General features: G+C 61.0%; 23 protein-coding genes. 7 read left to right on the top strand and 16 right to left on the bottom strand.

Going from position 1 to position 24108, the window contains the following annotated elements:
- Positions 1-48: 48 nt before the first annotated feature.
- The 5 genes from KBW81_RS17835 to KBW81_RS17815 are packed head-to-tail and all read left to right on the top strand — an operon-like array spanning position 49 to position 5098.
- The gene (locus KBW81_RS17835) at positions 49-993 is read left to right on the top strand and encodes an ABC transporter permease (RefSeq protein ID WP_254249123.1); all 945 of its coding nucleotides are present in this window, start codon (positions 49-51) and stop codon (positions 991-993) included.
- Entirely contained in the window at positions 993-1880 is an 888-nt protein-coding gene (locus KBW81_RS17830; protein ID WP_090188902.1) for an ABC transporter permease, read from the top strand. Before KBW81_RS17835 ends, KBW81_RS17830 begins: the two co-directional genes overlap by 1 nt.
- A 12-nt stretch (positions 1881-1892) precedes the next feature.
- Positions 1893-3680, top strand: a complete 1788-nt coding sequence (locus tag KBW81_RS17825; RefSeq protein WP_254249122.1) for a gamma-glutamyltransferase family protein — start codon at positions 1893-1895, stop codon at positions 3678-3680.
- 3 nt (positions 3681-3683) lie between these two features.
- Positions 3684-4418: a DUF1028 domain-containing protein gene (locus KBW81_RS17820; protein WP_254249121.1), complete on the top strand. Its 735-nt coding sequence runs from the start codon at positions 3684-3686 to the stop codon at positions 4416-4418.
- Complete coding sequence (locus tag KBW81_RS17815; RefSeq protein WP_254249120.1) at positions 4415-5098, top strand: FadR/GntR family transcriptional regulator; 684 nt, start codon at positions 4415-4417, stop codon at positions 5096-5098. Before KBW81_RS17820 ends, KBW81_RS17815 begins: the two co-directional genes overlap by 4 nt.
- A 20-nt stretch (positions 5099-5118) precedes the next feature.
- Here KBW81_RS17815 and KBW81_RS17810 read toward each other — a convergent pair whose 3' ends face one another.
- The 9 genes from KBW81_RS17810 to KBW81_RS17770 form a co-directional block, all read right to left on the bottom strand.
- Complete coding sequence (locus tag KBW81_RS17810) at positions 5119-5682, bottom strand: TetR/AcrR family transcriptional regulator (protein WP_254249119.1); 564 nt, start codon at positions 5680-5682, stop codon at positions 5119-5121.
- Between the two features lie 6 nt (positions 5683-5688).
- Complete coding sequence (locus KBW81_RS17805) at positions 5689-6783, bottom strand: flavin monoamine oxidase family protein (protein WP_367305334.1); 1095 nt, start codon at positions 6781-6783, stop codon at positions 5689-5691.
- Positions 6784-6786: 3 nt separating this feature from the next.
- The gene (locus KBW81_RS17800) at positions 6787-7455 is read right to left on the bottom strand and encodes a cupin domain-containing protein (RefSeq protein WP_254249118.1); all 669 of its coding nucleotides are present in this window, start codon (positions 7453-7455) and stop codon (positions 6787-6789) included.
- Positions 7456-7778: 323 nt separating this feature from the next.
- Positions 7779-9107, bottom strand: coding sequence for a TRAP transporter large permease (locus KBW81_RS17795; protein ID WP_090188915.1), 1329 nt, complete (start codon positions 9105-9107; stop codon positions 7779-7781).
- The gene (locus tag KBW81_RS17790; protein ID WP_254249117.1) at positions 9104-9670 is read right to left on the bottom strand and encodes a TRAP transporter small permease subunit; all 567 of its coding nucleotides are present in this window, start codon (positions 9668-9670) and stop codon (positions 9104-9106) included. Before KBW81_RS17790 ends, KBW81_RS17795 begins: the two co-directional genes overlap by 4 nt.
- An 86-nt stretch (positions 9671-9756) precedes the next feature.
- Complete coding sequence (locus KBW81_RS17785) at positions 9757-10809, bottom strand: C4-dicarboxylate TRAP transporter substrate-binding protein (RefSeq protein ID WP_254249116.1); 1053 nt, start codon at positions 10807-10809, stop codon at positions 9757-9759.
- Between the two features lie 33 nt (positions 10810-10842).
- Positions 10843-13224 (bottom strand): xanthine dehydrogenase family protein molybdopterin-binding subunit, encoded by a 2382-nt coding sequence (locus tag KBW81_RS17780; protein ID WP_254249115.1) that lies wholly within the window; start codon positions 13222-13224, stop codon positions 10843-10845.
- Positions 13221-13721: a (2Fe-2S)-binding protein gene (locus KBW81_RS17775; protein WP_254249114.1), complete on the bottom strand. Its 501-nt coding sequence runs from the start codon at positions 13719-13721 to the stop codon at positions 13221-13223. Before KBW81_RS17775 ends, KBW81_RS17780 begins: the two co-directional genes overlap by 4 nt.
- A complete protein-coding gene (locus KBW81_RS17770) occupies positions 13718-14551 on the bottom strand; it encodes an FAD binding domain-containing protein (RefSeq protein ID WP_254249113.1) in 834 nt (277 codons plus the stop codon). Before KBW81_RS17770 ends, KBW81_RS17775 begins: the two co-directional genes overlap by 4 nt.
- A gap of 137 nt (positions 14552-14688) precedes the next feature.
- On the opposite strand from KBW81_RS17770, the gene KBW81_RS17765 reads away from it, so the two are divergent.
- A complete protein-coding gene (locus tag KBW81_RS17765) occupies positions 14689-15297 on the top strand; it encodes a TetR/AcrR family transcriptional regulator (protein WP_090188925.1) in 609 nt (202 codons plus the stop codon).
- 196 nt (positions 15298-15493) lie between these two features.
- Here the strand turns inward: KBW81_RS17765 and KBW81_RS17760 are convergent, their stop codons facing one another.
- Entirely contained in the window at positions 15494-16696 is a 1203-nt protein-coding gene (locus tag KBW81_RS17760; protein WP_254249112.1) for a M24 family metallopeptidase, read from the bottom strand.
- Between the two features lie 294 nt (positions 16697-16990).
- Between KBW81_RS17760 and KBW81_RS17755 the strand changes: the two genes are divergently transcribed.
- Positions 16991-18205, top strand: coding sequence for an AGE family epimerase/isomerase (locus tag KBW81_RS17755; protein WP_254249111.1), 1215 nt, complete (start codon positions 16991-16993; stop codon positions 18203-18205).
- 86 nt (positions 18206-18291) lie between these two features.
- Here KBW81_RS17755 and KBW81_RS17750 read toward each other — a convergent pair whose 3' ends face one another.
- The 6 genes from KBW81_RS17750 to KBW81_RS17725 form a co-directional block, all read right to left on the bottom strand.
- On the bottom strand, positions 18292-19524 hold the full coding sequence (locus KBW81_RS17750) for an MFS transporter (RefSeq protein ID WP_254249110.1): 1233 nt from the start codon (positions 19522-19524) through the stop codon (positions 18292-18294).
- 92 nt (positions 19525-19616) lie between these two features.
- A complete protein-coding gene (locus KBW81_RS17745) occupies positions 19617-20012 on the bottom strand; it encodes a PIN domain-containing protein (RefSeq protein WP_254249109.1) in 396 nt (131 codons plus the stop codon).
- On the bottom strand, positions 20009-20251 hold the full coding sequence (locus KBW81_RS17740) for an AbrB/MazE/SpoVT family DNA-binding domain-containing protein (RefSeq protein ID WP_090188933.1): 243 nt from the start codon (positions 20249-20251) through the stop codon (positions 20009-20011). The genes KBW81_RS17745 and KBW81_RS17740 overlap by 4 nt, the downstream gene beginning before the upstream one ends.
- 108 nt (positions 20252-20359) lie before the next feature.
- On the bottom strand, positions 20360-22555 hold the full coding sequence (locus tag KBW81_RS17735; protein ID WP_254249108.1) for a xanthine dehydrogenase family protein molybdopterin-binding subunit: 2196 nt from the start codon (positions 22553-22555) through the stop codon (positions 20360-20362).
- Complete coding sequence (locus KBW81_RS17730) at positions 22552-23535, bottom strand: FAD binding domain-containing protein (RefSeq protein ID WP_254249107.1); 984 nt, start codon at positions 23533-23535, stop codon at positions 22552-22554. Before KBW81_RS17730 ends, KBW81_RS17735 begins: the two co-directional genes overlap by 4 nt.
- Positions 23532-24038, bottom strand: a complete 507-nt coding sequence (locus KBW81_RS17725) for a 2Fe-2S iron-sulfur cluster-binding protein (protein WP_254249106.1) — start codon at positions 24036-24038, stop codon at positions 23532-23534. The genes KBW81_RS17730 and KBW81_RS17725 overlap by 4 nt, the downstream gene beginning before the upstream one ends.
- Between the last annotated feature and the right edge of the window lie 70 nt (positions 24039-24108).

Raw genomic sequence — 24108 nt, 5'->3', positions numbered from 1 at the left:
CGGGGGCGGCCACCCTTAACCGCATTTCACCCATGCAAGGGGCAGCCCATGCTCTCGTTCTTCCTGCGCCGACTTGTCATCGCGATCCCGACGATCATTTTGATCTCGGTCTTCGTCTTTGGCTTGCAGAAAATCCTACCCGGCGATCCGCTGCTTGTCCTTGCAGGCGAGGAACGCGATCCTGCTGTGCTGGAATTCCTGCGCGAGAAATATCGCCTGAATGATCCTATTCCGGTGCAGTATATGACCTGGGCAGGTAACGCGCTTGGCGGCGATCTGGGTACATCTTTTCGCACCAATCAGCCAGTGACGGAACTGATAGGGCAAAAGCTGCCTGTCACGATCCAACTGGCATTGATGTCGCTGATCTTTGCCGTCTTCATTGGCATTCCCGCAGGCATCATGTCCGCCTATCGCAAGGGAACGGTCACCGATTATATCGCCAACATCGTCGCCCTGTCCGGTCTGTCGATCCCGAACTTCTGGCTGGGGATCATGCTGATCCTTCTGGTGTCCGTGAAATGGCAACTGCTGCCCGCGTCCGGATATGTGCCGCTTAGCGAAGATTTCTGGTTGTCGATCAAAACCATGTTGATGCCTGCCTTCGTGCTGGGCACCGCGCTGGCCGCAACCTTGATGCGGCACACCCGGTCGGCGATGCTGGGCGTGTTGACCTCTGACTATGTGCGCACCGCCCGCGCCAAGGGACTGTCCGAACGCAAGGTCGTGCTGAAACATGCCTTTCGCAATGCCCTGACGCCGATCGTCACCCTGACCGCGCTGCTGTTCGGTGAATTGATCGCAGGCGCCGTCCTGACAGAGCAGATCTTTACCATCCCCGGCTTTGGCAAGCTGGTCGTCGATGCCGTCTTTAACCGCGATTACGCTGTGGTGCAGGGCATCGTTCTGGTCACCGCCGTTGGGTTTATCGTCATGAACCTGCTCGCCGATATGGCCTATTTCCTTCTTAACCCCCGGCTAAGGAGCAACTGATGGCTGCCGCTGATACAAACGTTGCCAAGACGGCACCGGCAATGGACCTTGCCCCGTCTGAAAACCGCGTCTGGAAGAAATTCCGCAGCCATAAATCAGCGATGCTGGGCGGTTTCCTTGTGCTGTTCTTCATCACTCTTGCGCTGCTGGCCCCCGTCCTGCCGATCCCCGATCCGGCGGCGACGGACTGGGGCGCGATCCGCAAAGCGCCATCCGCTGCGCATTGGATGGGCACGGACGATCTGGGCCGGGACGTGCTGTCGCGGATGATCTGGGGGGCGCAGGCATCCTTGCTGGCGGGTGTCATTTCCGTCGCAATTGCGATGGCTGTTGGCGTACCTTTGGGGATCGTCGCGGGCTACTTCGGCGGTTGGCCCGACGCGATCATTTCGCGCTGCACCGAAGCGCTGCTCGCTGCGCCCTTCCTGATCCTTGCCATCGCGCTGGCCGCCTTCCTTGGGCCGTCGCTGAGCAATGCGATGATCGCGATCGGCATCTCGGCCACGCCGCTCTTCATCCGCCTGACGCGCGGCCAAGTGCTGAACGTCAAGGTCGAGGATTACGTCGACTCCGCCCGTGCCATTGGCCTGCCGACGCGGCTGATCTTGTCGCGCTACATTCTGCCTAACGTGCTGCCCCCGATCCTTGTGCAGGCAACGCTGACCATCGCCACTGCGATCATCGCCGAAGCCTCGCTGTCTTTCCTCGGCCTTGGCCAGCAACCGCCCGCGCCCTCTTGGGGCTCGATGCTGAACACGGCTAAGAACTTCTTGAACCAAGCGCCTTGGATGGCGCTTTGGCCCGGCATCTCGATCTTTCTTGTGGTGCTTGGCTTTAACCTTTTGGGCGACGGTCTGCGCGACGCCCTTGACCCTCGCGAACACTAAAGGGACGACTCCATGACCTTCACCACCCGCCCGGAAATCCGCGGCACCTTCGGCGTTGCAACCTCGACCCATTGGATCGCCTCTGCCGTTGGCATGTCGATATTGGAACGCGGCGGCAATGCCTTTGACGCCGCTGTCGCCACCGCGATCACGCTGCAAGTGGTAGAGCCGCATTTGAACGGCCCCGCCGGCGATATGCCTGCGATCTTTCAAAAAGCGGGCGAGGATGTGCAGGTGGTCTGCGCGCAAGCCCCTGCCCCCGCAGGTGCCACGTTGGAGCACTACCGCGCGCAGAACTTAACACTTATCCCCGGCTCTGGCTTGCTGGCGACTGTAATCCCCGGCGCCTTTGACGGCTGGATGCTGATGCTGCGCGATCACGGCACCATGAGCCTGCGCGACGTGCTGACACCTGCGATTGACTACGCCCGCGACGGTCATCCCATGTTGCCCCGCGTTGCCAATACCATCGCTGGGCTGGCCGACTATTTTGCTGAACATTGGCCCACCAGCGCCGCGGTCTGGACGCCGAACGGCAAAGCCCCCGCGGCGAACGCCTTGTTCAAAAACCCCGATCTTGCAGACACTTACGACCGCCTTGTGACCGAAGGTGAAGCCGCAGGCGATGACCGTATCGCCCAGATCGATGCCGCCCGCCGCGCGTGGTCGGAGGGTTTTGTCGCCGACGCAATCGACGCCTATGTCCAGACCGCCAACGTCATGGATGTCTCAAACGAAAAGCACATGGGTGTGCTGACCAAAGCTGACATGGCAGGCTGGTCTGCCACCTACGAGCCGTCGCTGTCCTATGACTACCACGGCTGGACCGTCCACAAGACCGGCCCGTGGTCGCAAGGTCCGGTGCTGCTGCAAGCCCTGGCAATCCTCAAGCATTTCGACCTTGCCGCAATGGACCCGATGGGCGCCGAATTCACCCATACGGTGATCGAGGCGATGAAACTCGCCTATGCAGACCGCGAAGCTTATTATGGCGATCCGCTGCACAGCGAGATCCCGATGGAATACCTGCTGTCGGATGCCTACAACGCAGAGCGCGCAAAGATGATCAGCGCACGGGCCAGCACCGAACAACGCCCAGGCCGCGTGCCGGGGTTCGAACATCAGGCCGACGCCTATATCGCCCGTGCCGCGCATGATTTCGGTGCCGCCGACGCCGCCCCGCAAGAGCCCACTATGGCGCATCTGACCGAAAAGCGCGGCGACACCGTGCATCTGGATATCATCGACCGCTGGGGCAATATGGTTGCGGCAACGCCCTCGGGCGGGTGGCTCCAGTCGAACCCCGTCGTGCCCGGCCTTGGCTTTCCGCTGAATTCCCGCGCGCAGATGTTCTGGCTCGAGGACGGCTTGCCCACAACGCTGGCCCCCGGCCGGCGCCCGCGCACAACGCTGACGCCGTCGCTTGCAACACACGAGGACGGCCGCCGCATGGTCTTTGGCACGCCGGGCGGTGACCAGCAGGACCAGTGGCAACTGGTGTGGTTCTTGCGCTTTGTGCACTGGGACATGGAACTGCAGGCCTGCATGGACGCGCCTTTGTTTCATTCCATGCACTTCCAAGGCAGCTTTTACCCCCGCGAAGCCAAACCCGGAGAGATGATGCTAGAGCCCGCCTTTGGCGAAGACACCATTGCCGATCTGCGGGCCCGCGGTCACATCGTGCACGTGGCAGAACCGTGGTCCGTTGGCCGCCTGACAGCCGCCTTGCGCGACCCGGACGGCATCATGCGCGCCGCCGCTACGCCGCGTCTGATGCAAGCCTATGCGGTGGGGCGCTAAGCCATGACATGGAGCCTGATCGCGCGTGACGGGGACGATATCGGCCTGATTGTCGCGTCAAAGTTCTTTGCCTGCGGCGCGGTTGTCCCTTACGTGGGTGCCCGCACCGCCGTCGCATCGCAGGCCTTTTGCAACCCCATCTGGGGCACAGAAGGACGCACCCGGTTAGAGACGCAAAGCGCGCAAAGTGTGATGGCTGATTTTGTGTCACGCGACGCAGGTCAAGGCATTCGCCAAGCGCATATGATCGACGCGCAGGGCAATTTTGCAGCCCACACGGGCGGCGATTGCACCGATTGGGCGGGGCATCTGATCCGCGACGACCACTCCGTCGCGGGGAATATGTTGGCGGGGCCAGAGGTGATCCACGCCACCTCTGCTGCCTTTGCCGCGTCCACCGGCCCCTTTGCGCAGCGCTTGATTGCCGCCATGCAAGCAGGAGAGGCCGCAGGCGGCGACAAACGCGGGCGGCAAGCGGCAGGGCTGACGATTCACAAAGGCGAGGACCATGCTTGGCTGTCGCTGCGCGCCGACGATCACGCCGATCCGCTGGGCGAACTTGACCGTTTGTGGCGGGTTGCGCAGGAACGCTATGTGCCCTTTACCCTTGGCATGCCGACCGCCGCGGCCTTTTCCGGCAGCCCCACGCGCGAACATATCGACGCGGCCATTGCGCAAGCCGAGGCGCAGCGCGTAGAATCCGGCCAGCCGAGTTCTTCTTTTGCCGTGGATACATGACCCAGCCACTTAAACAGCGCGTGATGACCCTGATCGAGGCTGAGCTGCCCGCCGACGGGCGCCTGCCAACCGAACGCGCGCTTGCCGAACGCTTTGACACCTCTCGGCGGTTGATCCGGCAGGTGCTGGACGAGTTGGAAATCGAAGGGCTGGTCTGGCGCAAACAAGGCTCTGGCACCTTTGCGGGCCATCCGCAGGATCCGACCGGCGACCTGGCTGCCCGCATCGCAGGCGAGAGCGACCCCATTCAGGTGATGGAAGCGCGGCTATGCATCGAGCCAGAGCTGGCCGCGCTGTGTGCCACGCGGATGACGGACGCGGAAATTCTGCGATTGCGGACCCTTGCCACGCGGCAAGTCGCCGCCGATGCCCAAACGATAGAGCTGTGGGACGGCGCGCTGCACCGGCTGATTGCGCAATGCGCCCGCAACAGACCCCTGCTGACGGCCTTTTCCCTGCTGGACCGTATCCGGTCCAATCCCGATTGGGTTCAAGTCCGCGCCAAGGCCCGCAGCCGGTCGTCGATTGCTGTGCCGCAAAGCGAACACGAGGTCCTGATAGCCGCCATCGCCGCCCGCAACCCTGCTGCCGCCCGCCAAGCGATGCACGATCACCTGTCCGCCCGCTTTGACGCGTTGATGGTTGAATTCACTATGCCCGTCACTGATGTGGCAGAATAGGGCAGGCCGGATTTAACCGATTAGCAGCGCGATTTCAAAACGCGCACCGCGTCGTCGAACGTGCCCACATTTTCTGCCGCGCGTGCGGTCAAATGGGCCCCTTCCAGCAAGGCAAGCGTGGCGCAAGCTTCTGATGCCGGGTCCGATACATATCTGATGGTGCTGTCCTTTTGCCCTGCAGAAAAAACAGCTGCGAGGCGCGCAAGCATCATGGCGCGGAATGCCTTGATCTGTTCAATCGCAGCATCAGGCAGGCTTGCGCGGCTGCCCGTCAAAGCCACGCAAAGGCACAACGTTTTGCCGCCCTGCAGTGCATCACGGTATAGCGCGATCAATGCCAGCAGGCGTGCGCCTCCGGTCTGATGACGGGCCGTGATCTGGTCGCACGCCGCGCCAAGGTCCGTTCCATAGCGATCCATCATCGCGGCGCACAGGTCGGCTTTGGTTGCGAAATGATAGTGAACAGAGGCTTTTCGGATCCCGACGCTGTCTGCCAAATCTGCATAGCTGAACCCGTCAAAACCGCGCGCGCGGGCGGCGTATTCTGCGGCATCCAGCAGGGCCGTTCTTGTATCAACCGTCATGCGCCATCACGCCTTTGCTGCTTTGATCCGGTCAAAGGTCTGCTCTGCCGCCTCGAGCGCACCTTCAAGGTATCCGCCAAACTGAGCGGCGACTTCGGTTCCGCCAAAGATCAAGCGGCCGTCCCAAAGCCCGTCCAATGCGGCGGGCAAGCCATAGGTTGGATGCGCGTAAAGTGGCTTTTGGTCGGCTGCCGTGGCGGTAAAGGGATCAAAGGCCCAATCCTTGATATATCGCTGGGTCGGCTGACTGGCCTGCGGCCCAAACAGACGCGTCAATTGCTGCAGCACCGCAGACCACAAGTGATCGTGGTCTTGCCGCGCTTGCGGCGGGATGCCCAGAAAACCAAACAGCGCATAGGGGCCGCCCCTCGCTGGCGATGCGTCGTGAACTTCTGCCAGCGGACCGCGCTGGCTCATCGCGTCGCCCGACAGGCCTGCTTCGCGCCAAAACGGGCGGTCATAGGTCACAACGACCTTGGCCTGTCCGGCCATCCACGTCGCAATCCCATCCATTGCGGTATGGGCGGACGCGGGCAAGTCAGGGGCGTAGGTGATGCCGCCCGCGATGCGCGGCGGCAGGGCCAGCACGACCCGCTTGGCGTCAATTTGCTGGCCCGATTGCGTCGTTGCCGTGATGCCGCCTGCACTTTGCGCCAGCGCCGCGATCTGCGTCGATAGCATCACGCGCGTTGCGGGCAAGCGGGCCATGAGCCCGTCCGTCAGGGCCGCCATTCCGCCCTGCACCCGAAACGAGCCTTGCATCGACGCAAACCCTTTGCCGCGTTGCACATGCCCGCTGGCGTCCTCAAAGCTAAGCTCGCCTGCGTAATGCTGCTCTGTTTCCTTTAGCCCCAAGGAGGCCATTAGCGCAGCAATGCGCGGCTGGCCGGGCCAGAACCACGTTGGGCCCAGATCGAAAGCGCCAGCCCCGAACTGTTCTGTCAGGATCCGCCCACCCGTGCGGCTACGCGCCTCAACCAGCAGAAAGTCATGGCCGACAGCGTTCAGCCGCGCCGCAAGCGCAAGGCCGGACAGGCCCGCACCGATGATCAACGTCTGCGTTTGCATCACTTCGTTTGCAGCCGTGGCAGCGGACCCCATCGATCAAATCACCGGCGGCTTGGCAAAAGGCAGATGGCCAGTCTTTATCCAAATCTGCGCGCCGTCCGGACCAGCCACGACCGACAACGGATCGCCCTCTGGCAGGCGCAGCCAATCGTGGCGCTGCAATACGTCGCCGCCAATGCTGAGTGATCCGCCGATCACCAAAGCCTCTATCCCGCCGGGGGCCTGCGACGTCATGTGCGCGCCAGCCTCTAGCTGGCTGTAGGTTACGACCTCTCGGGTATCCTCGTGCAACACCGCTGTTGCGACGCCGCCAACCGGTTCCGGCAGCGTATCGGCCATCGTTTTGCGAAACTGGACCCGGTCCTGCGGATCGAACTGCCACAGCTTGACGAAGATGGTGCAGCCGTCCTGCGATCCCGGCGTGTGCTGGCTGGTCGGCGGATTGCGCACATAGGTGCCCGCCGGATAATCGCCATGTTCATCCTGAAATACGCCGTCCAAAACGATAAACTCTTCGCCGCCGGTGTGGGTGTGCGCTGAAAAGCTGCTGCCGGGCGCGTAGCGCACGATACTGGTAGCACGGGCGACTTCGCCGCCAATCCGGTCAAGCATACGCCGATCAACACCCTTCATCGGCGAGGCCTGCCAATCAATATCATCACTATGCATCAGGACGCGGGCCGAGAAATCAGAGTTGAGGGTCATCGGAGCTCTTCTTTTTTAGAATATCTACCGCGGCGCCCTGTGGAGGCAACGCTTTGAGGTCTGCCTACCTACCTACCGAAAGGTAGGCTGCTTGAAAAGCCCCAAAGAGCCCGTACCGCCCAGCTCAAGCTTTCAAAGGCCGCGAGAGGATGGGCGGGGATCTGCGGCGGTGGCCCGCAGAAAATTTCCAACGGCATTCAAAAGACATAGCAATAATGAATATTAACTCAGGCCCAAGTTCGACACTAAATCAATTTAAAACGCTAAATCCGACCCTAAGGTTCGACGAAAATCAGACGCCAACTGTGAAGCTGCGCCTTCCTTTACAGCAGTGCGGTTGCAGTGCTTGGGACAAGCGCCACGACGAGCAAAACGAGCAACATAACCCCAATGAAAGGCAACGTCGCGGCGAAGATCTGCTCGACCGTCACGTTGGGATCGTCCAGCGTATTATGCACCGTAAAGACCGAGATCCCAAAAGGCGGCGTCAGCAAACCAATTTCCACCGCGAGGACGGTGATGATGCCAAAGTGGCTTAGGTCGATACCAAGCCCCTGTGCGATAGGGGCCGCAATCGGCACCATGATCAGCAGGATTGAGGTGCTATCAAGGATCATCCCCATGAGCAGGATAATGACGGAATAGAACATCAAAAACCCCAACGGCGAAAAACCCCCAGCCCGCACCAGATCGGCGATGGCATTGGGCAGGCCCGCGATGGATAGCATCCGCGAATAATAGCTGGCCGCGATCAGCAGCACGAGGATTGCGACCGATATCGCCCCCGTCTGCTTCATCACCTGCCACATCTTGCCGCCGCCCAGACTGCGGCGCCACAGCGCGATGATCAGCGCGCCGAACGCCCCGATCCCGCCCGCTTCTGTCGGGGTAAAGAACCCGGAATAAAGGCCGCCGAGCACCAAGAACACCAACAGGATAATCGGGATCAGCTTGCCCAGCATCGTCGCGGCTGACATCTTGGGGCCGCTACGGTCCAATCGCTTGACGCGGGCCGCTTGGGGATCGGTGTAGACAAAGCCGGGGAAAAGCACGGAAATGCCCATCAACATGGCGACAAATCCGATTGCAAGCAGCATGCCGGGGATCAGGCCCGCGATAAACATGCCGCCAATCGACACCTCGGCCAGCACGCCATAGATGATCAAAAGCAGGCTCGGCGGGATCAGCATACCCAGCACCGAACTGCCTGCGACAGTCCCTGCGGCAAAGGCCGGGCGATAGCCATGGCGCGTCATTTCCGGCACCGCGACGCGGGTGAACACCGCGGCAGAGGCGATGGAGACGCCCGTGACAGCGGCAAAAATCGTGTTGGCGGCGACGGTCGCGACGCCAAGACCGCACAAGACGCGGCGCAATAGCTCTTCTGCCACCTCGAAGGTATCGCGCCCGACGTTGGACACGCTGACCAGCAAACCCATCAGCACAAACAGCGGGATCGTCGCGAACAGGTAATCCGCGATGCCGCTATAGGCCGTCAGTTCCATCATGCGAAACGCAAGGTCGATATTGCCGCGGATAATCCAGATGCCCAAAAAACCCACGGCAAACAGGGCATAAGCGATCTGAAGTCCAAGCAACACGAGGCCGACCAGGAGTGCGATCAGCACAAATCCTATTGCTAGGGTCGTCATAATGCAGCCTCGGTGTTGCGGCGCAGGGTCATCGTCGCGCGGTAAAGGCAGGCCAGCAGTGCCGCTGTGCAGCCGATCACGGTGATGACGCGAAACGGAAAGGTCGGGATGGTAAACACGCCTTGCACGCCAAAGAACTCGGCGGTGGTCCATGCTTTGATCATGTTTGGCCATGACGCCCACAGGATCAGGGCAAATACCAATGCGCCCATAAGGGCAAACAGCGCATTTAAAAGCTGCGCGCTGGCAGGGCTAGCGCGCTCTATCCTGCGGATCAGGAAATCGGCGCGGGTCAGACGGCCTTGCATCACGGCGGCAGAGATTTGCAAAAAGACGATGGCAACGACCGACCGACCCGCAATTTCAGCCACCCCGGTAATGGGAGCGTTCAGGAAATTGCGCCCGATCACATCCAGCACGATCATCACCATCATCAGGCCAATCCAGACCGTGCCGATAGCCGACAACAGGTTCGCGGTACTGCCTAGAACGGCACCCACGGGGGCAGTCGCAAAGGCAGGAACGGCCCCCGCGTCTGCTGTCATTTCGATATCATCCGCCATGGCTGCCCCGCTGTGTGTGATTGGGCCGCCCGATTGCGCGGGGGCGGCCCATGTTTGCTTTGGCTCGTTTTGTGCTGGCGCTAGTCTTAGCGGCCAGCGTCCCAGTCGCGGCCGGGTGTCACGCCGTTTTCGCGCAGCGCGTCGAAATAGGCGGCCAGAACGATCTTTCCGTCCTCGCCGGTCTGTTCCAACCAAGGTGCGACGATGTCAGGAAGACCTTCGGTCCACTTGGCTTTTTCCTCGGCCGACAGCTCGTGCACGGTCAGGCCAGCGGCCTGCATTTCCGTCATCGCCTTTTCGGCCAGCATGCTGACGTAGTCGCCATGCGCGGTCGACGTGACGGACGCAGCGGCGGTAAATGCCTCTTGGACCGGGGCAGGCAGACCGTCAAAGAAGTCCTTGTTCGCTGCAATCGCACCAAAATACATCGACCCGATGCCGACGCGGGTTAGCTCTGGCGCGACCTCGTAAACACGCGTGGGCAGAATGCCGGATGCAAAGGACAAAGTCCCCTCGGTCACGCCGGTTTGGATGTTGGTGTAATAGGTCGTCAGGGCGCCATCGACGGGCGTGGCCCCGGTGCCTTGCAGCCAGTTGGCGGAGGTGCCCGGCGCGTTCAGCTTGCGGTTTTGCAGGTCTTCCATCGTGTTGACGGGAAAGTTGGCATAGATGTCATAGCTGTCGGTGATCAGCGACGACAGCGGCACCATGTTTTGTGCGGTCCAGCTATCATGCAACGCTGGCAGATTGGCGGACAGATCGTCAAAAATCTTGATCAGCAGCTTGTGGTCTTCTGTCGCGAAGGGCGTGAAATAGGTCACGTTCTGCAGCGGCATCGCCGCGCCTTCCCAGACTGTGCCGACCATGCCTACGTCCACGATGCCGTCACTGACTGCGGCGCGGGTGTCGGTGAATTTATACAGCGTGCCGCCATAGGCCTCGTTCCAATCGACCTTGTATTCGCCCTTTTCTGCAAGGATGCGGTCAACCTCTGGCTGGAATGCGTTCTTCATCGCATAGACCCAGATGTTCGCCTCTGGATGGCTGGACCCGATGTTGACAGTAACGCTTTCCTGCGCAAAGGCCGTTCCGGCCAGCAGCGTCAGCGCCGTGGTGGTGAAGAGTGTCCTGATCGTCATGGTATTCCTCCCTTATGGGCCGATTGGCCCGGTTTAGTCCTGTAGCTTTCCAAGTCCCCGCAGCACCCGTTCTGGTGTGAACGGCATCGCCGTCACCTCCCCCCCGAACGGCCGCAGCGCGTCGTTGATCGCGTTCATAACAGCCGCCGCTGCGCCAGCTGTGCCGGCCTCTCCTGCGCCTTTTGCACCCAGCTCGCTTTCGAGCGTGGGCGTTTCGACGTGGGCGATGATCATGTCGGGCATCTCGCCCGCCATGGGGACAAGGTAATCCGCCATAGAGCCGTTCAGCAGCTGGCCTTCGGCGTCGTAATGCAATTCCTCGAACAGGGCAGCGCCCAACCCCTGCACGATGCCGCCGCGAATTTGTTCATCAACCAGCTGTGGGTTGATGACACGGCCGCAATCCTCGACGCACCAATGCTTGAGCAGTTTGACGTGGCCTGTATCGGTGTCCACCTCGACATAAGACGCCTGCACGCCGTTGGTGAAGGCAAAAGGATAGTCAGCGGGCGTATAATGCCGGGTCTGAACCAGCTCTCTTGGCAGTCCCTTGGGCAACGTGTCGCCGCGGAAATAGACGATACGGCCCAGTTCAGACAGCGGCATGCGGTCCGCGCCGTCCGACATATCCACTACCGCGCCATCACGAATATCCAGCGTATCGGGCGGGCATTGCAGCATCGCGCCTGCAACCTCTAGGATCGCATTTCGCAGCGCCTTTGCGGCCTGCAAAGCCGCCTCTCCGCCGATGCCTGCGCCGCGTGATGCCCATGTGCCGCCGCCGTAAGGTGTGGATTGCGTGTCACCGGTGACAATACGGACCTGCGTTGGCAGCACGCCTACGCCTTCGGCGACGATCTGGGACAGCATCGCCTCGGTCCCCTGCCCTTGTTCGGTGACGGACGATGCCGCGACGATGCTGCCGTCCGGATCCATGCGCACAGTGCAGCCGTCCTGCGCCGAAATGCGGGCGCCGCCAATGCCGTACATCATGGGCGACGGGTTGGTGAGTTCGATAAAGCTGGCGATGCCGATGCCGCGCACAACCCCGCGCGCCTTTGCCGCGGCCTGATCCGCGCGCAGGGCGTCGTAGTCCATCAGGTCCACCAACTTGGTCAGGCTGGCATGGTGCGACAATCCTTCGAACCGCATCTTTGCAGGTGACGTCGCTGGATAGGCGTCATCAGCAAACAAGTTACGGCGCCGGATCGCGACCGGGTCCATGCCAAGCGCGGCGGCGGCCATATCGACCAGACCTTCGGTCACGGTGACCGCGATAGGATGGCCCACCGCGCGGTACTGGCTAGTGGGCGTTTTATTCTGGAACACCACTGTCGTCTTGGCGCGGTAGTTCTTGAAATCATAAGGCCCGCCGCACAGGTTCACGACCTGGTTACCCTCAATCGCCGAGGTCCGCGGATAAACCGAATAGGCACCAATCGCCGTCCAGTCGTCGATGTCAAAGGCAAGGATCTCGCCGTCCTCTGCCACCGCAATCCGGCCCCAGATTTCATGATCGCGGGCGTGGATATCGGTGGTGAAACTCTCGAGCCGATCAGCGATAAACTTGACCGGACGCGCCATGATTTTGGCGATCGCCGCTGTCGCGACCTCGTCTGGATAGATGTGAACTTTGATCCCGTACGACCCGCCAACATCGCCGCAAATCACCCGCACGCGGGATTCCGGCATGCCAAGGTGTTCTGCCAACACGACCTGAACCATATGCGGGGCTTGCGTCGCGTGCCACGCAGTCATCTGACCTTCGCCCGGATTCCAATCCACAAGGATAGAACGCGGTTCTAGCGTAACGCCAGTATGGCGACCTGTCTTGAAATGCGCCTCAATCACCTTGTGCGCGCTGGCAAAGGCGGCATCGATGTCGCCCTCGACGTGAGTGCGTTCAAACGCCAGATTGTCGCCCATGTCGGGGTGCAAAACGGGTGTGGCATCGTCCAGCGCGGTCATCATATCGGTGACCTCTGGCAGCGGGTCATAGTCGACATCGACCAGCGCGGCGGCTTCTTCTGCGGCTAGGCGCGTGCTTGCGACGACGGCCGCGACGGGCTCTCCGACCCATGCGGCGCGGTCCACGGCGATGGCATATTCGGGGGGCGATTTCAGCCCCTTTAGGTGCGCCAACACGCCAACCCACGGCGTGCAAACCGCTGCGATGTCAGCGCCGGTAAAGACCCGTAGCACCCCTTTGACCGCAAGCGCCTCGGACGCGTCGATACCGATTATTTTCGCATGGGCGTAGGGACTGCGGACAAAGACAACATGCACCATGCGCGGCAGCACGATGTCATCCACATATTGGCCCCGCCCCTGCACCAGACGCCCCGCATTCGGGCGCGGCACGGTCTTGCCGATATAACTGTTGGGCCGGTCAGGATTGCCGAAACGCATGGTCATGCCACCCCCCGATCCGCACGCGCCTGCGCGGTGCTTTCGATTGCATCAACGATCGCCTCGTAGCCGGTGCAGCGGCAGTAGTTACCGGACAAATGTTCGCGAATGGCGTGGCGACTTGGAATACCGGGCTGCGCCAGCAGTTCCTGTGCTGCAACCAACATCCCCGGCGTGCAAAAACCGCACTGCAGCGCGTTGCGCGCAACAAAAGCCGCTTGCAGGTCGGACAGGTCGCCAGTGTCGCTCAGGCCTTCAACGGTCCAGACGTCGGCACCATCGGCCTGCGCAGCAAGCATCAAGCAGCCCCGGATCGCTTGGCCGTCCACCTTGACTGTGCAGGCGCCGCAAACACCGTGTTCGCAGCTAGCGTGTGCCCCGGTTAGGCCCAGATCAAGGCGTAGAAAATCAACCAAATGTCGCCCGGCTGGGACGCGGGCATCAACCTCTTCGCCATTGACGCGCAGGGCGATATCGATGCGATCGGAAAAGACGGCGGTCATTGGGGCTCTCCATTCAGGTCAGCGGCGGCGCGCTGCAACAAGACGCCAATGAGGTGGCGGCGATAAGCGGCGCTGGCCTGCGTGTCGGACGGCGGATCGATCGCCGCGCGCAGGGCGGCAACGGCGCCGTCGATATCGCCTGCATCCATCCGCGCCATGGCATCCGGTGCCAATTCGGGGTGCGATCCGACCGAAATGCAGACGATCCGGTGCCCGGCCCTGCGCCGCACAACACAAAGCCCCGCCAGCGCATAATCGCCAGAGCGGCGTGCAAGTTCATGGATCACTTGCCGTTCGCCGTCTTCGGCAATTGGAAGGCTGATGGCCGTCAGAATTTCGCCCTCTTGGATCGTGGTTTCAAACAGGCCTTCAAAGAAATCCGCAGCGGGAATATCGCGCGGCCCGTCCGGCCCGTCCACATGAATGGTGGCATCAAGGGCCAGCGCGCAGGCGGGAAATTCAGCCGCCGGATCGGCGTGGGCAATCGCCCCGCCGATGGTGCCGCGATTGCGAATGGCCGCGTGGGCAATCAGGTCTGTGGCGCGGCGCAGCAGGGGGGCGTGCCGTGCGATCAGCGGGTCTGTTGCGACCTCTGCATGGCGGGTCAGCGCGCCAATCCGCAGACGGTCGCCGTCAAGGGTGACACCCTTCAGCGCTGCAATCTGATTGATATCCACCAGCAGATCGCCGGTACTAAGACGCATATTCATTGCGGCAATCAGGCTTTGACCGCCCGCTAGAACGCGCCCCATCCCGTCACTTTGCGCCAGCAGATCAAGCGCATGACGCAGATCCGTAGCGCGGGCATACCCGCCAACTGATGCTTTCACGGCATCTCTCCTCCCATTTCATCGCGCCCTCCAGCACGATTGTTGATCAATCGATCAACCTTATTGATCATACGATCATTAGTTGGCACACTATTGCAAGTGGTATTTTCAGACCACCTCGTATTAAGAAGCACGCTATGGACACCCAGCCCGCCCCAGACCGCCGCCGCCTGCCGCCCGACGAACGTCGCCGCCAGATCGTTGAAGGCGCCGTCGCGTTCTTTGCCGATGTCGGGCTAGAGGGAAACACGCGCGATTTGGCCAAGCGTTTGGGCGTCACGCAGTCGCTGCTGTTCAACTATTTCGCGGCGAAATCCGACCTGCTGGAAGCCGTCTACGAGCATGTGTATCTGAACCGCCTATCCGATGATTGGCCGACGCTATTGACGGATCGGAACCGGTCCATTCGCGACCGCGTGCTGCATTTCTACGACGACTACAGCAAGTTGATTTTTCAATACGAATGGATGCGCATCTTTATGTTTTCGGGCCTCGCGGGGGCTGAATTGAACCGTCGCTACCTTGACCATTTAGGCCGCGTGATCTTTGGTCCGCTCCTTGCGGAAATGCAGGCAGCTGCACCTGATCCACAAAGTATCGAGATTGAGGATCTATGGAATTTGCACGGCGGCATTGTCTACATCGGCATCCGCCAGCACATCTATCAGGTGCCCTGCCCTGACGATCCGACCAAAGCCATCACCCGCGCGGTTGACCGCTTTCTGGCAGCCTTCGATATCACTTGAGCCTTTGTCATAAAGCCTCACGCGGCGGCAAAACTTCGCAAGTGGCAAGCTGGCCCCAAGGTGTTGGGTGTCGTTCTGCACGGGGCCAACTTAGTTAGAGGATTCTATCGCGCGCATGCGACCCTGAATGCTCGTTTTAAATATTAGCATTGCGTCTGAAAGCAGAAGGCCATGCAGCCTTCTGCTTATCGTGCACCTAACCGATGACGTTGAATTCAGGCCCGAAGGGGAAGCCGGTAATATTTTCGTTGCCGTCCTCGGTTATAATCAAGATATCATGCTCTCGGTAACCGCCCGCACCGGGCGTCCCCTCTGGCACTGTCAGCATCGGCTCCATCGAAATGACCATGCCCGGCTCTAGGACAGTGTCGATATCTTCGCGCAGTTCCAGACCCGCTTCGCGGCCATAATAGTGCGACAGCACGCCGAACGAATGGCCGTAGCCAAAGGTGCGGTATTGCAGCAGGCCGCGATCCGCGAGGAATGCATTGATCTGCGCGGTGACGTCGGAACAGCGCGCACCCGGTTTCAGCAGGCTCATCCCAAAGGTATGCGCTGCGACATTGGCCTCCCAAATCTTCAGACTTGCCGGGTCAACTGCTTCGACAAAAAGCGTCCGTTCCAGCGCCGTATAATAGGCGCTGATCATCGGAAAAGTATTGAGGCTAAGAATATCGCCCCGTTCCAGCCTGCGGCTTGTCACCGGATTATGTGCGCCATCTGTATTGATGCCCGATTGAAACCAGACCCATGTATCGCGGTATTCCGCGTCCGGGAAACGCGTTGCGATCTCAAGCTCCATCGCGTCTCGGCCTGCCATCGCCACATCAATTTCGCGGATGCCTGCCTTGATAGCGTCCCTGACAGCATAGCCCCCGACATCAGCCACTTGCGCGCAGGACCGGATCAGGTCAATTTCCGCTGCTGATTTATGCATGCGCTGCAACATGGTGATGGGTGCCATATCCACGACATCCTTGGGGGCCAAAAATCGGTCCAGCAAGGCACGTTGGGTGATGGTCAGGTGATCGAACTCGCAGCCGATCACCTTGTTTGGTCCGGTAACCGAAAGCACGGCGCGCCAATAATTATCCCGCTGCCAATCCGTATAGGTGATGTTGTCGCCATGACTGCGCCGCCACGGCTGGGCCGCATCAATGCCAGCGCTGATCGTCACATCCACGCTTTGCGTTACGACCAGCGCATAGGGGCGACCAAAGGCGCAATACAGAAACCCCGAATAATACGCGACATTGTGCATAGAGGTGAAAACGCAAGCCTCCACACCATTGGCCTGCATGTCGCGGCGCAAATGCGCAAGGCGCGCTTGGTATTCCGCAGGCGCAAAGGGCAGCGTTTTTTCACCTTGATGAAAACGGTAGAACTCTGGACGATCCATATGACTGGCTCCTTCATCAACTTGCCGCAGCGCGCGTGAAAGAGTGACCTCTCTACCCGCAAAGCAGCAAAGAAAAATCCCGGCGTTCAGGAATTAGGGTTCCGGGCGCGCATATAAATGCTGGCGACGCCATCGCCGACCCGTGCATCAAACTGGTCCGAAATTACAGACGAAAGCAAGCTTTTTGACAGCCCCCCGGCGCTCCTGACAAATTGCGCTACACATCTGCCGCCGCGGCGCCCCATAAGTGTGCCCATGACCGGGCGTGCATCCGCAGCCCGCGAGGGGGGCACCATGCAGATAGGCCAAGATACCGATACCGGATTCTGGATCGACAACACCGCACACCGCGCGTTTTTGCGCCACGACGCGCAGCGTCAACTCGATGTGTTTCGCCAGATGCTCCGCGCTGATGGTGGTTTTAACCTTCCCAGCTGGGACGGCACGCCGATGCCAGATGCCCCGCAAGAGTTGCATACAACGACGCGTATGGTTCATTCCTTTGCGCTGGCGAAATGTTTCGGTTTTGCCGATTGCGACGCGGTCATCGATGCGGGCATGGCCTATCTCTGGCAAGCGCACCGCGACACCCAGCACGGCGGCTATCTGTGGTCCGTCGCCCGTGATGGCAGCCCCGCGGATGCCAGCAAACTGGCCTACGGGCATATGTTTGTCCTTCTCGCTGCATCCACAGCAAAAGAGGCGGGGCACCCCGACGCTGACCGCTTGCTGGCCGATGTGACCAAAGTGCTGGACACCCACTTTTGGGAAGAGGCGCGCGGCCTTTACGCGGACGAGTTCAACCGCGACTGGACGCCGTTTTCCACCTACCGCGGCATGAACGCAAATATGCACGGGGTAGAGGCCCACCTCGCTGCGTTCGAGGCGACGGGAGAGGCGCGCTATCTGGACCGCGCCGGCCGGATCATTGATTTTTTCGTCCACCAAATGGCCCCTGCAAATGGCTGGCGGTTGCCAGAACACTACACCCAAGACTGGTCCGTTGATCCGGCTTACGAGGGCAATCCCATGTTCCGCCCCGCTGGTACGACCCCAGGTCATAGCATGGAACTGGGCCGCCTGACGTTGCAACATTGGGATTTGGCCGGGCGCAAAGGCGACACCGCCCCCAAAGCCGCGCGCCATCTGATCCTGCAGGCCATCACCGACGCTTGGCGCCCCGACGGCGGTTTCGCTTATACGCTCAAAGACGGGCAGATTGACCGCCCCGACCGTTATTGGTGGCCCGTGACAGAGGCGATCGGTGCCCTTGCCGCGCTCGTCAAACTCGACCGTAATCCTCAGGACGAAGCGCTTTATCGCTCGTTCTGGCAATTTGCCCAGTCGCACCTCATTGACCCAGATCATGGCGGCTGGTTTCCCGAACTGGACGACGCCGGCAAACCTGCACAGCACCAATTCATCGGAAAACCCGACATCTACCACGCGTTGCAAGCGGATCTGCTGCCCCTTATCCCGCACTTGTCTTGCGCGGCCGCATCAGCCTAACCAACCCTTCTTCTGGTCAAAAATATCTTGGGGGGTGCGGGGGGCAAAGCCCCCCGCGGATCGGCGCGGCAAAGCCGCGTCGATCCCTACCGCCGGCCCCCGGCCAAGGCCGCAGCCTCTGGCAGGCGGCGCAGCCACATCATCGCAAAAGCACCGATCGCCGGACCGGGCACCAGCACGGCAAAGGCCCACTGCCAACCGCCCAACCACTCTGCCACGATCGGCATGATCGAGATGGCAACCACGGTAAGCGCAAAACCAAAGCCAAGCTGCAAGGTCACAGCCGTACCGACAAATCGTTGATCAGCCAGCTCGGTCACCGCAGCTGAAAACTGCGCGCTATCACCGATGACGGAAATGCCCCAGATAATCGCGACAAGAGCCAGCAACCACCCCGGCCCGTCAAAGGTGAACCCGATCAGCAGCGCACAGACCGCCGACACGGCCATCATCCCCGCCGTCGTCAGGCAGCGTCCGATCCGGTCCGACAGCACGCCGCCCAAGATGCATCCGATCACGCCTGACCCGACGACGACAAAACTCAGCATCGACGCAGAGCCGAACGGGAACGGTGTCATGCCGCCCTGCGCCGCAGCCGTCCCAAAGGCCAAAAACCACGCCCACATGGCATAAAGCTCCCACATGTGGCCAAAATAGCCGAGGTTTACCAACATTAACGGCTTTTGCGTAAACACTCGCAGGCACTGGCGTGGATCGAATGTCGCGCGGCCAAAACCGTGCGGTCCTTCGCGCAATGCCGTCGCAAATAGGATCGCAGCCGCCAGCGTCGCCAGCGATGTGGCGATCACAACCGCCTGCCAAGCGATGCCTGCGGTCAAGGCGCGGAACAAATGCGGCATGGACGATCCAAGGGTCAGCGCCCCGATCAAGAACCCCAGCGCCAGCCCGCGCCCCAGCAAAAACCACGTCGCCATCAGCTTTAACGCGGGGGGATAAACGCCCGCCAGCGCGATCCCGGTGACGAACCGCGCCGCAATCGCGCCGCCCGGCGACGGGTCCAGCAAAAGCGCCGCGTTCGCCGCGCAAGCGATCAAGGCGCTGACGGCCATCAGCGTTTGCATGCGCACCATATCGGGCAGGTTCACGATACTTGACGCCATGGCCCCGGCCACGAACCCCAGCTGCACCGCATTGGTCAGCCATGCCGCTTGCGATGTGCTTAGACCCCAATCCAATACCAGTTCTGGAATGATCGCTGTTGCGGAAAACCACGTTGTCATGACGCCCACGACCCCAAGACAGATCAAAGCAAGCGCGCGCCAGCGGCCCGTCGCGGGCGCGTCAATCGGATTGGTCATTGTTGGGATCCTGTGCCGCTTCGTTACGGGCTGAAATACGCGGGTTTCACCCCCGGCGGCAACTGCGTTGCACGCGGGTCACGCAGCGATGATCACGCCAGCAATGTCGATTCAGGCAAAGCGGCAGCCTTGCGGTCAAACGTATAGCAGGTCGCCGCCCCCGCATCGCGCCCGGCCAGCGCGATCATCTGATCCGCAAACCCCGGACCGCCATGGCGATATCGCGACAGCGCAAGACCGACACGGTCAGGGTTTTCGACCAAAATCTCCTCTGCCTCTAGTACGGCATCAAGCGCCTGCGCGATGGTCATGCGGTCAAAGCGATAGGCGCGTTCCAGCACCCAAACGGTTTCGATCATAACTTCGCGGCTGATAAAGGCAGGGGCCTGCGGCGTGAGCGTGTCAATCAACCCTACAGCAAGCGCAGCTTGTGCGGCATCGTCTAGCGTCAGAAACCGCACCAGCACATTTGTGTCGATCGCAATCACCTGCCGTCACTGCCCCTGGCGGCAATTGCCTCTTCCATCGCCTCTAGACTGACAGGTGCCGCGCCATCCCGCCGCAGCATCCCAGCAAGTGACGCAGCAGGCCGGCTGCGCATCAAACGCACTTCTCCGCCATCAAGGATCAGATACCGCACCCGGTCACCCGCCTGCAACGAGAGCGCCTGCCGCACGTCGCGGGGCAAGGTGGTCTGGCCTTTTGTGGTCAATGTTGATTCTTGCATCACGATCCTCCTGCGCCTTGAATATAACCCCTTCGCCTTACTAAATCAATATTCGCATTACGAATGGCAATTCTGCCGCCCGGACTGGCCGAGCGGCAGTCGCAGTATTTAAACGTCCGGCAGCCCTGGCAGGATCTTGTCCATCGTCGCGGGCAAATCACGCACACGCACGCCTGTTGCGTCATAGATGGCGTTGATGATCGCCGCACCAGCGCCGCAAATTCCCAACTCTCCGATGCCTTTGGCCTGCATCGGGTTGGCGTAGGGGTCACGCTCTGCGATGAAGTTCACGCTAAGCTGCGGCACGTCGGCGTTTACCGGAATGTGGTATTCCGCCAGATCGTGGTTCACCAGATGACCGTCACGGGTGTCTTGGATCAGCTCTTCGGTCAGGGCCATGCCGATCCCAAACGTCATCCCGCCAAGGCACTGCGACCGCGCGGTTTTCGCGTTCAAGATGCGGCCAGCGGCAAAGCTGCCGTGCATCCGGCGCAGGCGCACCTCGCCTGTCACGCTATTTACACCGACCTCGCAAAAGAATGACCCGAACGTGGCCTGACGAAAGTCCTTCTGCGTCTTCCCCGGCTCAATCGCGCCTTCGACGACCATCGGCGCATCGCCAATCAAGTCGGTCAATGGAGTCTGTTTATTCGCAAACGTCGCAGTGCCATCCTTCAGCGTCAAATCGCCCTCGTTGCAGTCCAGCTTGGCCGCAATGGTCTGGCGCAGCTTTTCGCAGGCCAGATAGACCGAAGAGCCAGCCGAGGACGCACCCCACGACCCGCCAGAGCCTGCGGATTTTGGCAGCTTGCTATCGCCAAGCCGCGTCTCGATCCGGTCCTGCGGCACACCCAGCATTTCGCCGGCAATCTGCGTTAGGATCGCATAGGTGCCGGTGCCGATATCCGTCATATCGGTTTCGATCAGCAGCGTGCCGTCCGGGTTGAGGGTTACACGCGCATGGCTTTCGCCAATCATGTTCACCCGCGCCGCCGATGACATACCGTAGCCAATCAGCCATTCGCCGTCGGTTGCGCCCTTCTTGCGGTCCGCCCAGCCAAAGATGGCCGCACCATCGTCCAGCGCCTCGGCCAATTTGTGTGACGAGAACGGTTTGTCCTCGCCCGGGGAACGGTCCGGGATATTGCGCTTGCGCAATTCCACCGGGTCGATGCCGGTCGCGACGGCCAGTTCGTCCATCGCGATTTCCAGCGCGGTCAGGCCGACGGCCTCTCCTGGTGCGCGGACAGAACCGGCGCAGGTCTGGTTCACGCGCACGATTTCCATATGCGTTTCGCGGTTTTCACCCTTGTAAAGAAAGGGGGTGGCCTGCGTGACGGGCTCTGCGAAGGATTCGTCCGGCAGCTGCGACACACGCGCGGTGTGACCGATCCCCGTCAGAACACCGTCTTTGTCGGCAGCGAGCTGGAAATCCTGCACCGTTTCAGACCGGCGCATCACGTTTTCGAACACCTGCTGGCGCGTCAGCATCACGGACACCGGCACGCCCAGCTCTTTTGCAGCTACCGCCGCCGCGACGGCATCAGGGGAAATCCCCAGCTTCGATCCAAACCCGCCGCCGACATATGGCGCGAGCAGATGAACCTTTTCGGGATCGATCCCAAGGGAGTCCGCGACCTCGTTCACGTTGTATTTCAGCATCTGGTTCGACGCATGCAGGGTCAGCTGATCGCCATCCCACCATGCAATCGCGCTATGCGGCTCCATCGGGGCAGAGTTGTGGCCCGGCGTCGTGTAGCGCTGATCGACGGTAAAGGCGGCATCCTGCATCGCAGCCTTCAGATCACCCATAGAGGATTGTTTTTTCTCGGGCCGCTCGACCGCGACACCGTCCGCTTTGGCGTCCGGGACAGCCGTGCCTGCCGTCATCCGTAATTCCAGCGACTGCGCGCCATGGCGTGCGGCCTCAAAGCTATCGGCGACGACCAAGGCGACGGGCTGGCCGATATAGTAAATCTCGGAACTGCCCTGCACGGGGGCCTTATTCGCCGTGCCCTGCGCCGGGTTGCGCAGGAACTTGTCGCCCCACATCACCTTGCGCACGCCGGGCAGCTTTTCAACGGCTGCCGCCTCGACCCCGTCCAATGTGCCCCGCGCGATCGTTGCGCGGACAAGCACGCCGTGCAGCATGCCGGGCTGGTGCGCCTCGTGGGCATAGGTGGCGGTGCCAGTGACTTTTAGCGGTCCCTCTGGCCGGTCCATCGCCGTGCCAAGCAAGCCTTGCGCCATATCGTCCAGCCGGTTGCGGTCGTCCGGCTTGTCCATTTTCAGATGAGCGTTCATGCCGCGTCCTTTCCGCAAAGTTCCTTCAAAGTGGCAATCAGGGTGCGGCGCGTCAGCGGCACCTTGAAGGCGTTGTCCTTTTGCAGCTTGGCATCCGCGAGCAGGATGTCAGCCGCCTTGGCGAACAACTCCGGACTAGGTTTTTGCCCGATCAGCGCCTTTTCAACCGCCGGGTTACGCCAAGGTTGCGATCCGATGCCGCCAAAGGCCAAGGCCGCATCAGTGATCGTGCCTTCGTCCATCTGCACACGCGCCGCAACCGACACCATGGCAAAGGCATAGGACGCACGGTCACGCACCTTGCGATAGGTCTGCGCACCCTTGGCGGGCGCTGGTAGCGTCACAGCAATGATCAGGTCAGAGGGTTCGAGCACGGTTTCGATATGGGGCGTCTGCCCCGGCAGGCGGTAGAACTCCGACAGCGGCACAGAGCGGACCGCGCCGCCCGCGCTTTCAATTTCAACCACGGCATCAAGCAGGCGCATGGCAACGGCCATGTCGCTGGGATGGCTGGCGATACAGGCGTCAGAGGTGCCAAGGATTGCGTGCAGACGCGTCGCGCCTTCCATCGCCTGACATCCACTGCCCGGCTCGCGCTTATTGCAGGGCATAGCTGTGTCGTAGAAATAATAGCACCGTGTGCGTTGCAGCAGATTGCCACCCGTCGTGGCCTTGTTGCGAAGCTGGCCAGAAGCCCCGGCAAGCAGCGCCTCGCTGAGCACCGGATACTGTTTGCGCACCGTCATGTCGGCGGCCAGATCAGAATTGCTGACAAGCGCGCCAATGCGCAGCCCGCCGTCGACTTCCGTGATCTGGTGCAGGTCCAGCCGGTTGATGTCGACCAGCTTGTGCGGGGCCATCACCTCCAGCTTCATCAGGTCCAGCAGATTGGTGCCGCCTGCGATGAAATTTGCCCCCTGCCCCGCGGAGCGGGTGGCGTGGGTCGTGCTATCAGCGCGGATATAATCGAAAGGTTTCATTTGCGCCCCTCCGCGGTTTCACGGATTGCGTCGACAATGTTGGGATAGGCAGCGCAGCGGCACAGGTTGCCCGACATCCGCTCTGAAATCTCGGCGTTGGTCAGGTCCACGTCGCCGGTCAGGTCAGCGCTGACATGGCTCGGCCAGCCGTCCTTGACCTCTTGCAACATCGCAGTCGCCGAACAAATCTGGCCGGGGGTGCAATAGCCGCATTGGAAACCGTCGTGTTTCACAAATGCGTCTTGCAGGTCGGACAGGTTGCCGGGCTGACCAAGCCCCTCGATCGTCGTAATCTCGTCCCCGTCGTGCATGCAGGCCAGCGACAAACAAGAGTTGATGCGCCGCCCGTTCACGATCACGGTGCAGGCCCCGCATTGGCCATGATCACAGCCCTTTTTCGTGCCGGTCAGGTCAAGGTGGTTGCGCAGCGCGTCCAGCAATGTGGTGCGGCTGTCGGCGTCAAGCTGATGCTCTGTGCCATTGATCGTTAGGCTCGTTTTCATCGGGCCGTCCTTTGTTGGGAATGTCGGGCAATGCAGTATTCTGCTGTGCCCGATCAACCCACGCATCGGC

Source organism: Loktanella salsilacus, from assembly GCF_024206795.1.
Lineage (GTDB): Bacteria > Pseudomonadota > Alphaproteobacteria > Rhodobacterales > Rhodobacteraceae > Loktanella > Loktanella salsilacus.
Note: the sequence above shows the minus strand (reverse complement) of the source record. Positions and strands in the feature narration are given on the sequence as shown.

Bases quoted from the DNA above. Each gene is read 5' to 3' on its own strand.
- KBW81_RS17795 (WP_090188915.1), bottom strand. From the start codon at position 9,107: ATGACGACCCTAGCAATAGGATTTGTGCTGATCGCACTCCTGGTCGGC.
- KBW81_RS17785 (WP_254249116.1), bottom strand. From the start codon at position 10,809: ATGACGATCAGGACACTCTTCACCACCACGGCGCTGACGCTGCTGGCC.
- KBW81_RS17835 (WP_254249123.1), top strand. From the start codon at position 49: ATGCTCTCGTTCTTCCTGCGCCGACTTGTCATCGCGATCCCGACGATC.
- KBW81_RS17750 (WP_254249110.1), bottom strand. From the start codon at position 19,524: ATGACCAATCCGATTGACGCGCCCGCGACGGGCCGCTGGCGCGCGCTT.
- KBW81_RS17730 (WP_254249107.1), bottom strand. From the start codon at position 23,535: ATGAAACCTTTCGATTATATCCGCGCTGATAGCACGACCCACGCCACC.
- KBW81_RS17765 (WP_090188925.1), top strand. From the start codon at position 14,689: ATGGACACCCAGCCCGCCCCAGACCGCCGCCGCCTGCCGCCCGACGAA.
- KBW81_RS17760 (WP_254249112.1), bottom strand. From the start codon at position 16,696: ATGGATCGTCCAGAGTTCTACCGTTTTCATCAAGGTGAAAAAACGCTG.
- KBW81_RS17790 (WP_254249117.1), bottom strand. From the start codon at position 9,670: ATGGCGGATGATATCGAAATGACAGCAGACGCGGGGGCCGTTCCTGCC.
- KBW81_RS17755 (WP_254249111.1), top strand. From the start codon at position 16,991: ATGCAGATAGGCCAAGATACCGATACCGGATTCTGGATCGACAACACC.
- KBW81_RS17780 (WP_254249115.1), bottom strand. From the start codon at position 13,224: ATGACCATGCGTTTCGGCAATCCTGACCGGCCCAACAGTTATATCGGC.
- KBW81_RS17740 (WP_090188933.1), bottom strand. From the start codon at position 20,251: ATGCAAGAATCAACATTGACCACAAAAGGCCAGACCACCTTGCCCCGC.
- KBW81_RS17815 (WP_254249120.1), top strand. From the start codon at position 4,415: ATGACCCAGCCACTTAAACAGCGCGTGATGACCCTGATCGAGGCTGAG.
- KBW81_RS17810 (WP_254249119.1), bottom strand. From the start codon at position 5,682: ATGACGGTTGATACAAGAACGGCCCTGCTGGATGCCGCAGAATACGCC.
- KBW81_RS17800 (WP_254249118.1), bottom strand. From the start codon at position 7,455: ATGACCCTCAACTCTGATTTCTCGGCCCGCGTCCTGATGCATAGTGAT.
- KBW81_RS17820 (WP_254249121.1), top strand. From the start codon at position 3,684: ATGACATGGAGCCTGATCGCGCGTGACGGGGACGATATCGGCCTGATT.
- KBW81_RS17725 (WP_254249106.1), bottom strand. From the start codon at position 24,038: ATGAAAACGAGCCTAACGATCAATGGCACAGAGCATCAGCTTGACGCC.
- KBW81_RS17735 (WP_254249108.1), bottom strand. From the start codon at position 22,555: ATGAACGCTCATCTGAAAATGGACAAGCCGGACGACCGCAACCGGCTG.
- KBW81_RS17825 (WP_254249122.1), top strand. From the start codon at position 1,893: ATGACCTTCACCACCCGCCCGGAAATCCGCGGCACCTTCGGCGTTGCA.
- KBW81_RS17830 (WP_090188902.1), top strand. From the start codon at position 993: ATGGCTGCCGCTGATACAAACGTTGCCAAGACGGCACCGGCAATGGAC.
- KBW81_RS17805 (WP_367305334.1), bottom strand. From the start codon at position 6,783: ATGGGGTCCGCTGCCACGGCTGCAAACGAAGTGATGCAAACGCAGACG.
- KBW81_RS17775 (WP_254249114.1), bottom strand. From the start codon at position 13,721: ATGACCGCCGTCTTTTCCGATCGCATCGATATCGCCCTGCGCGTCAAT.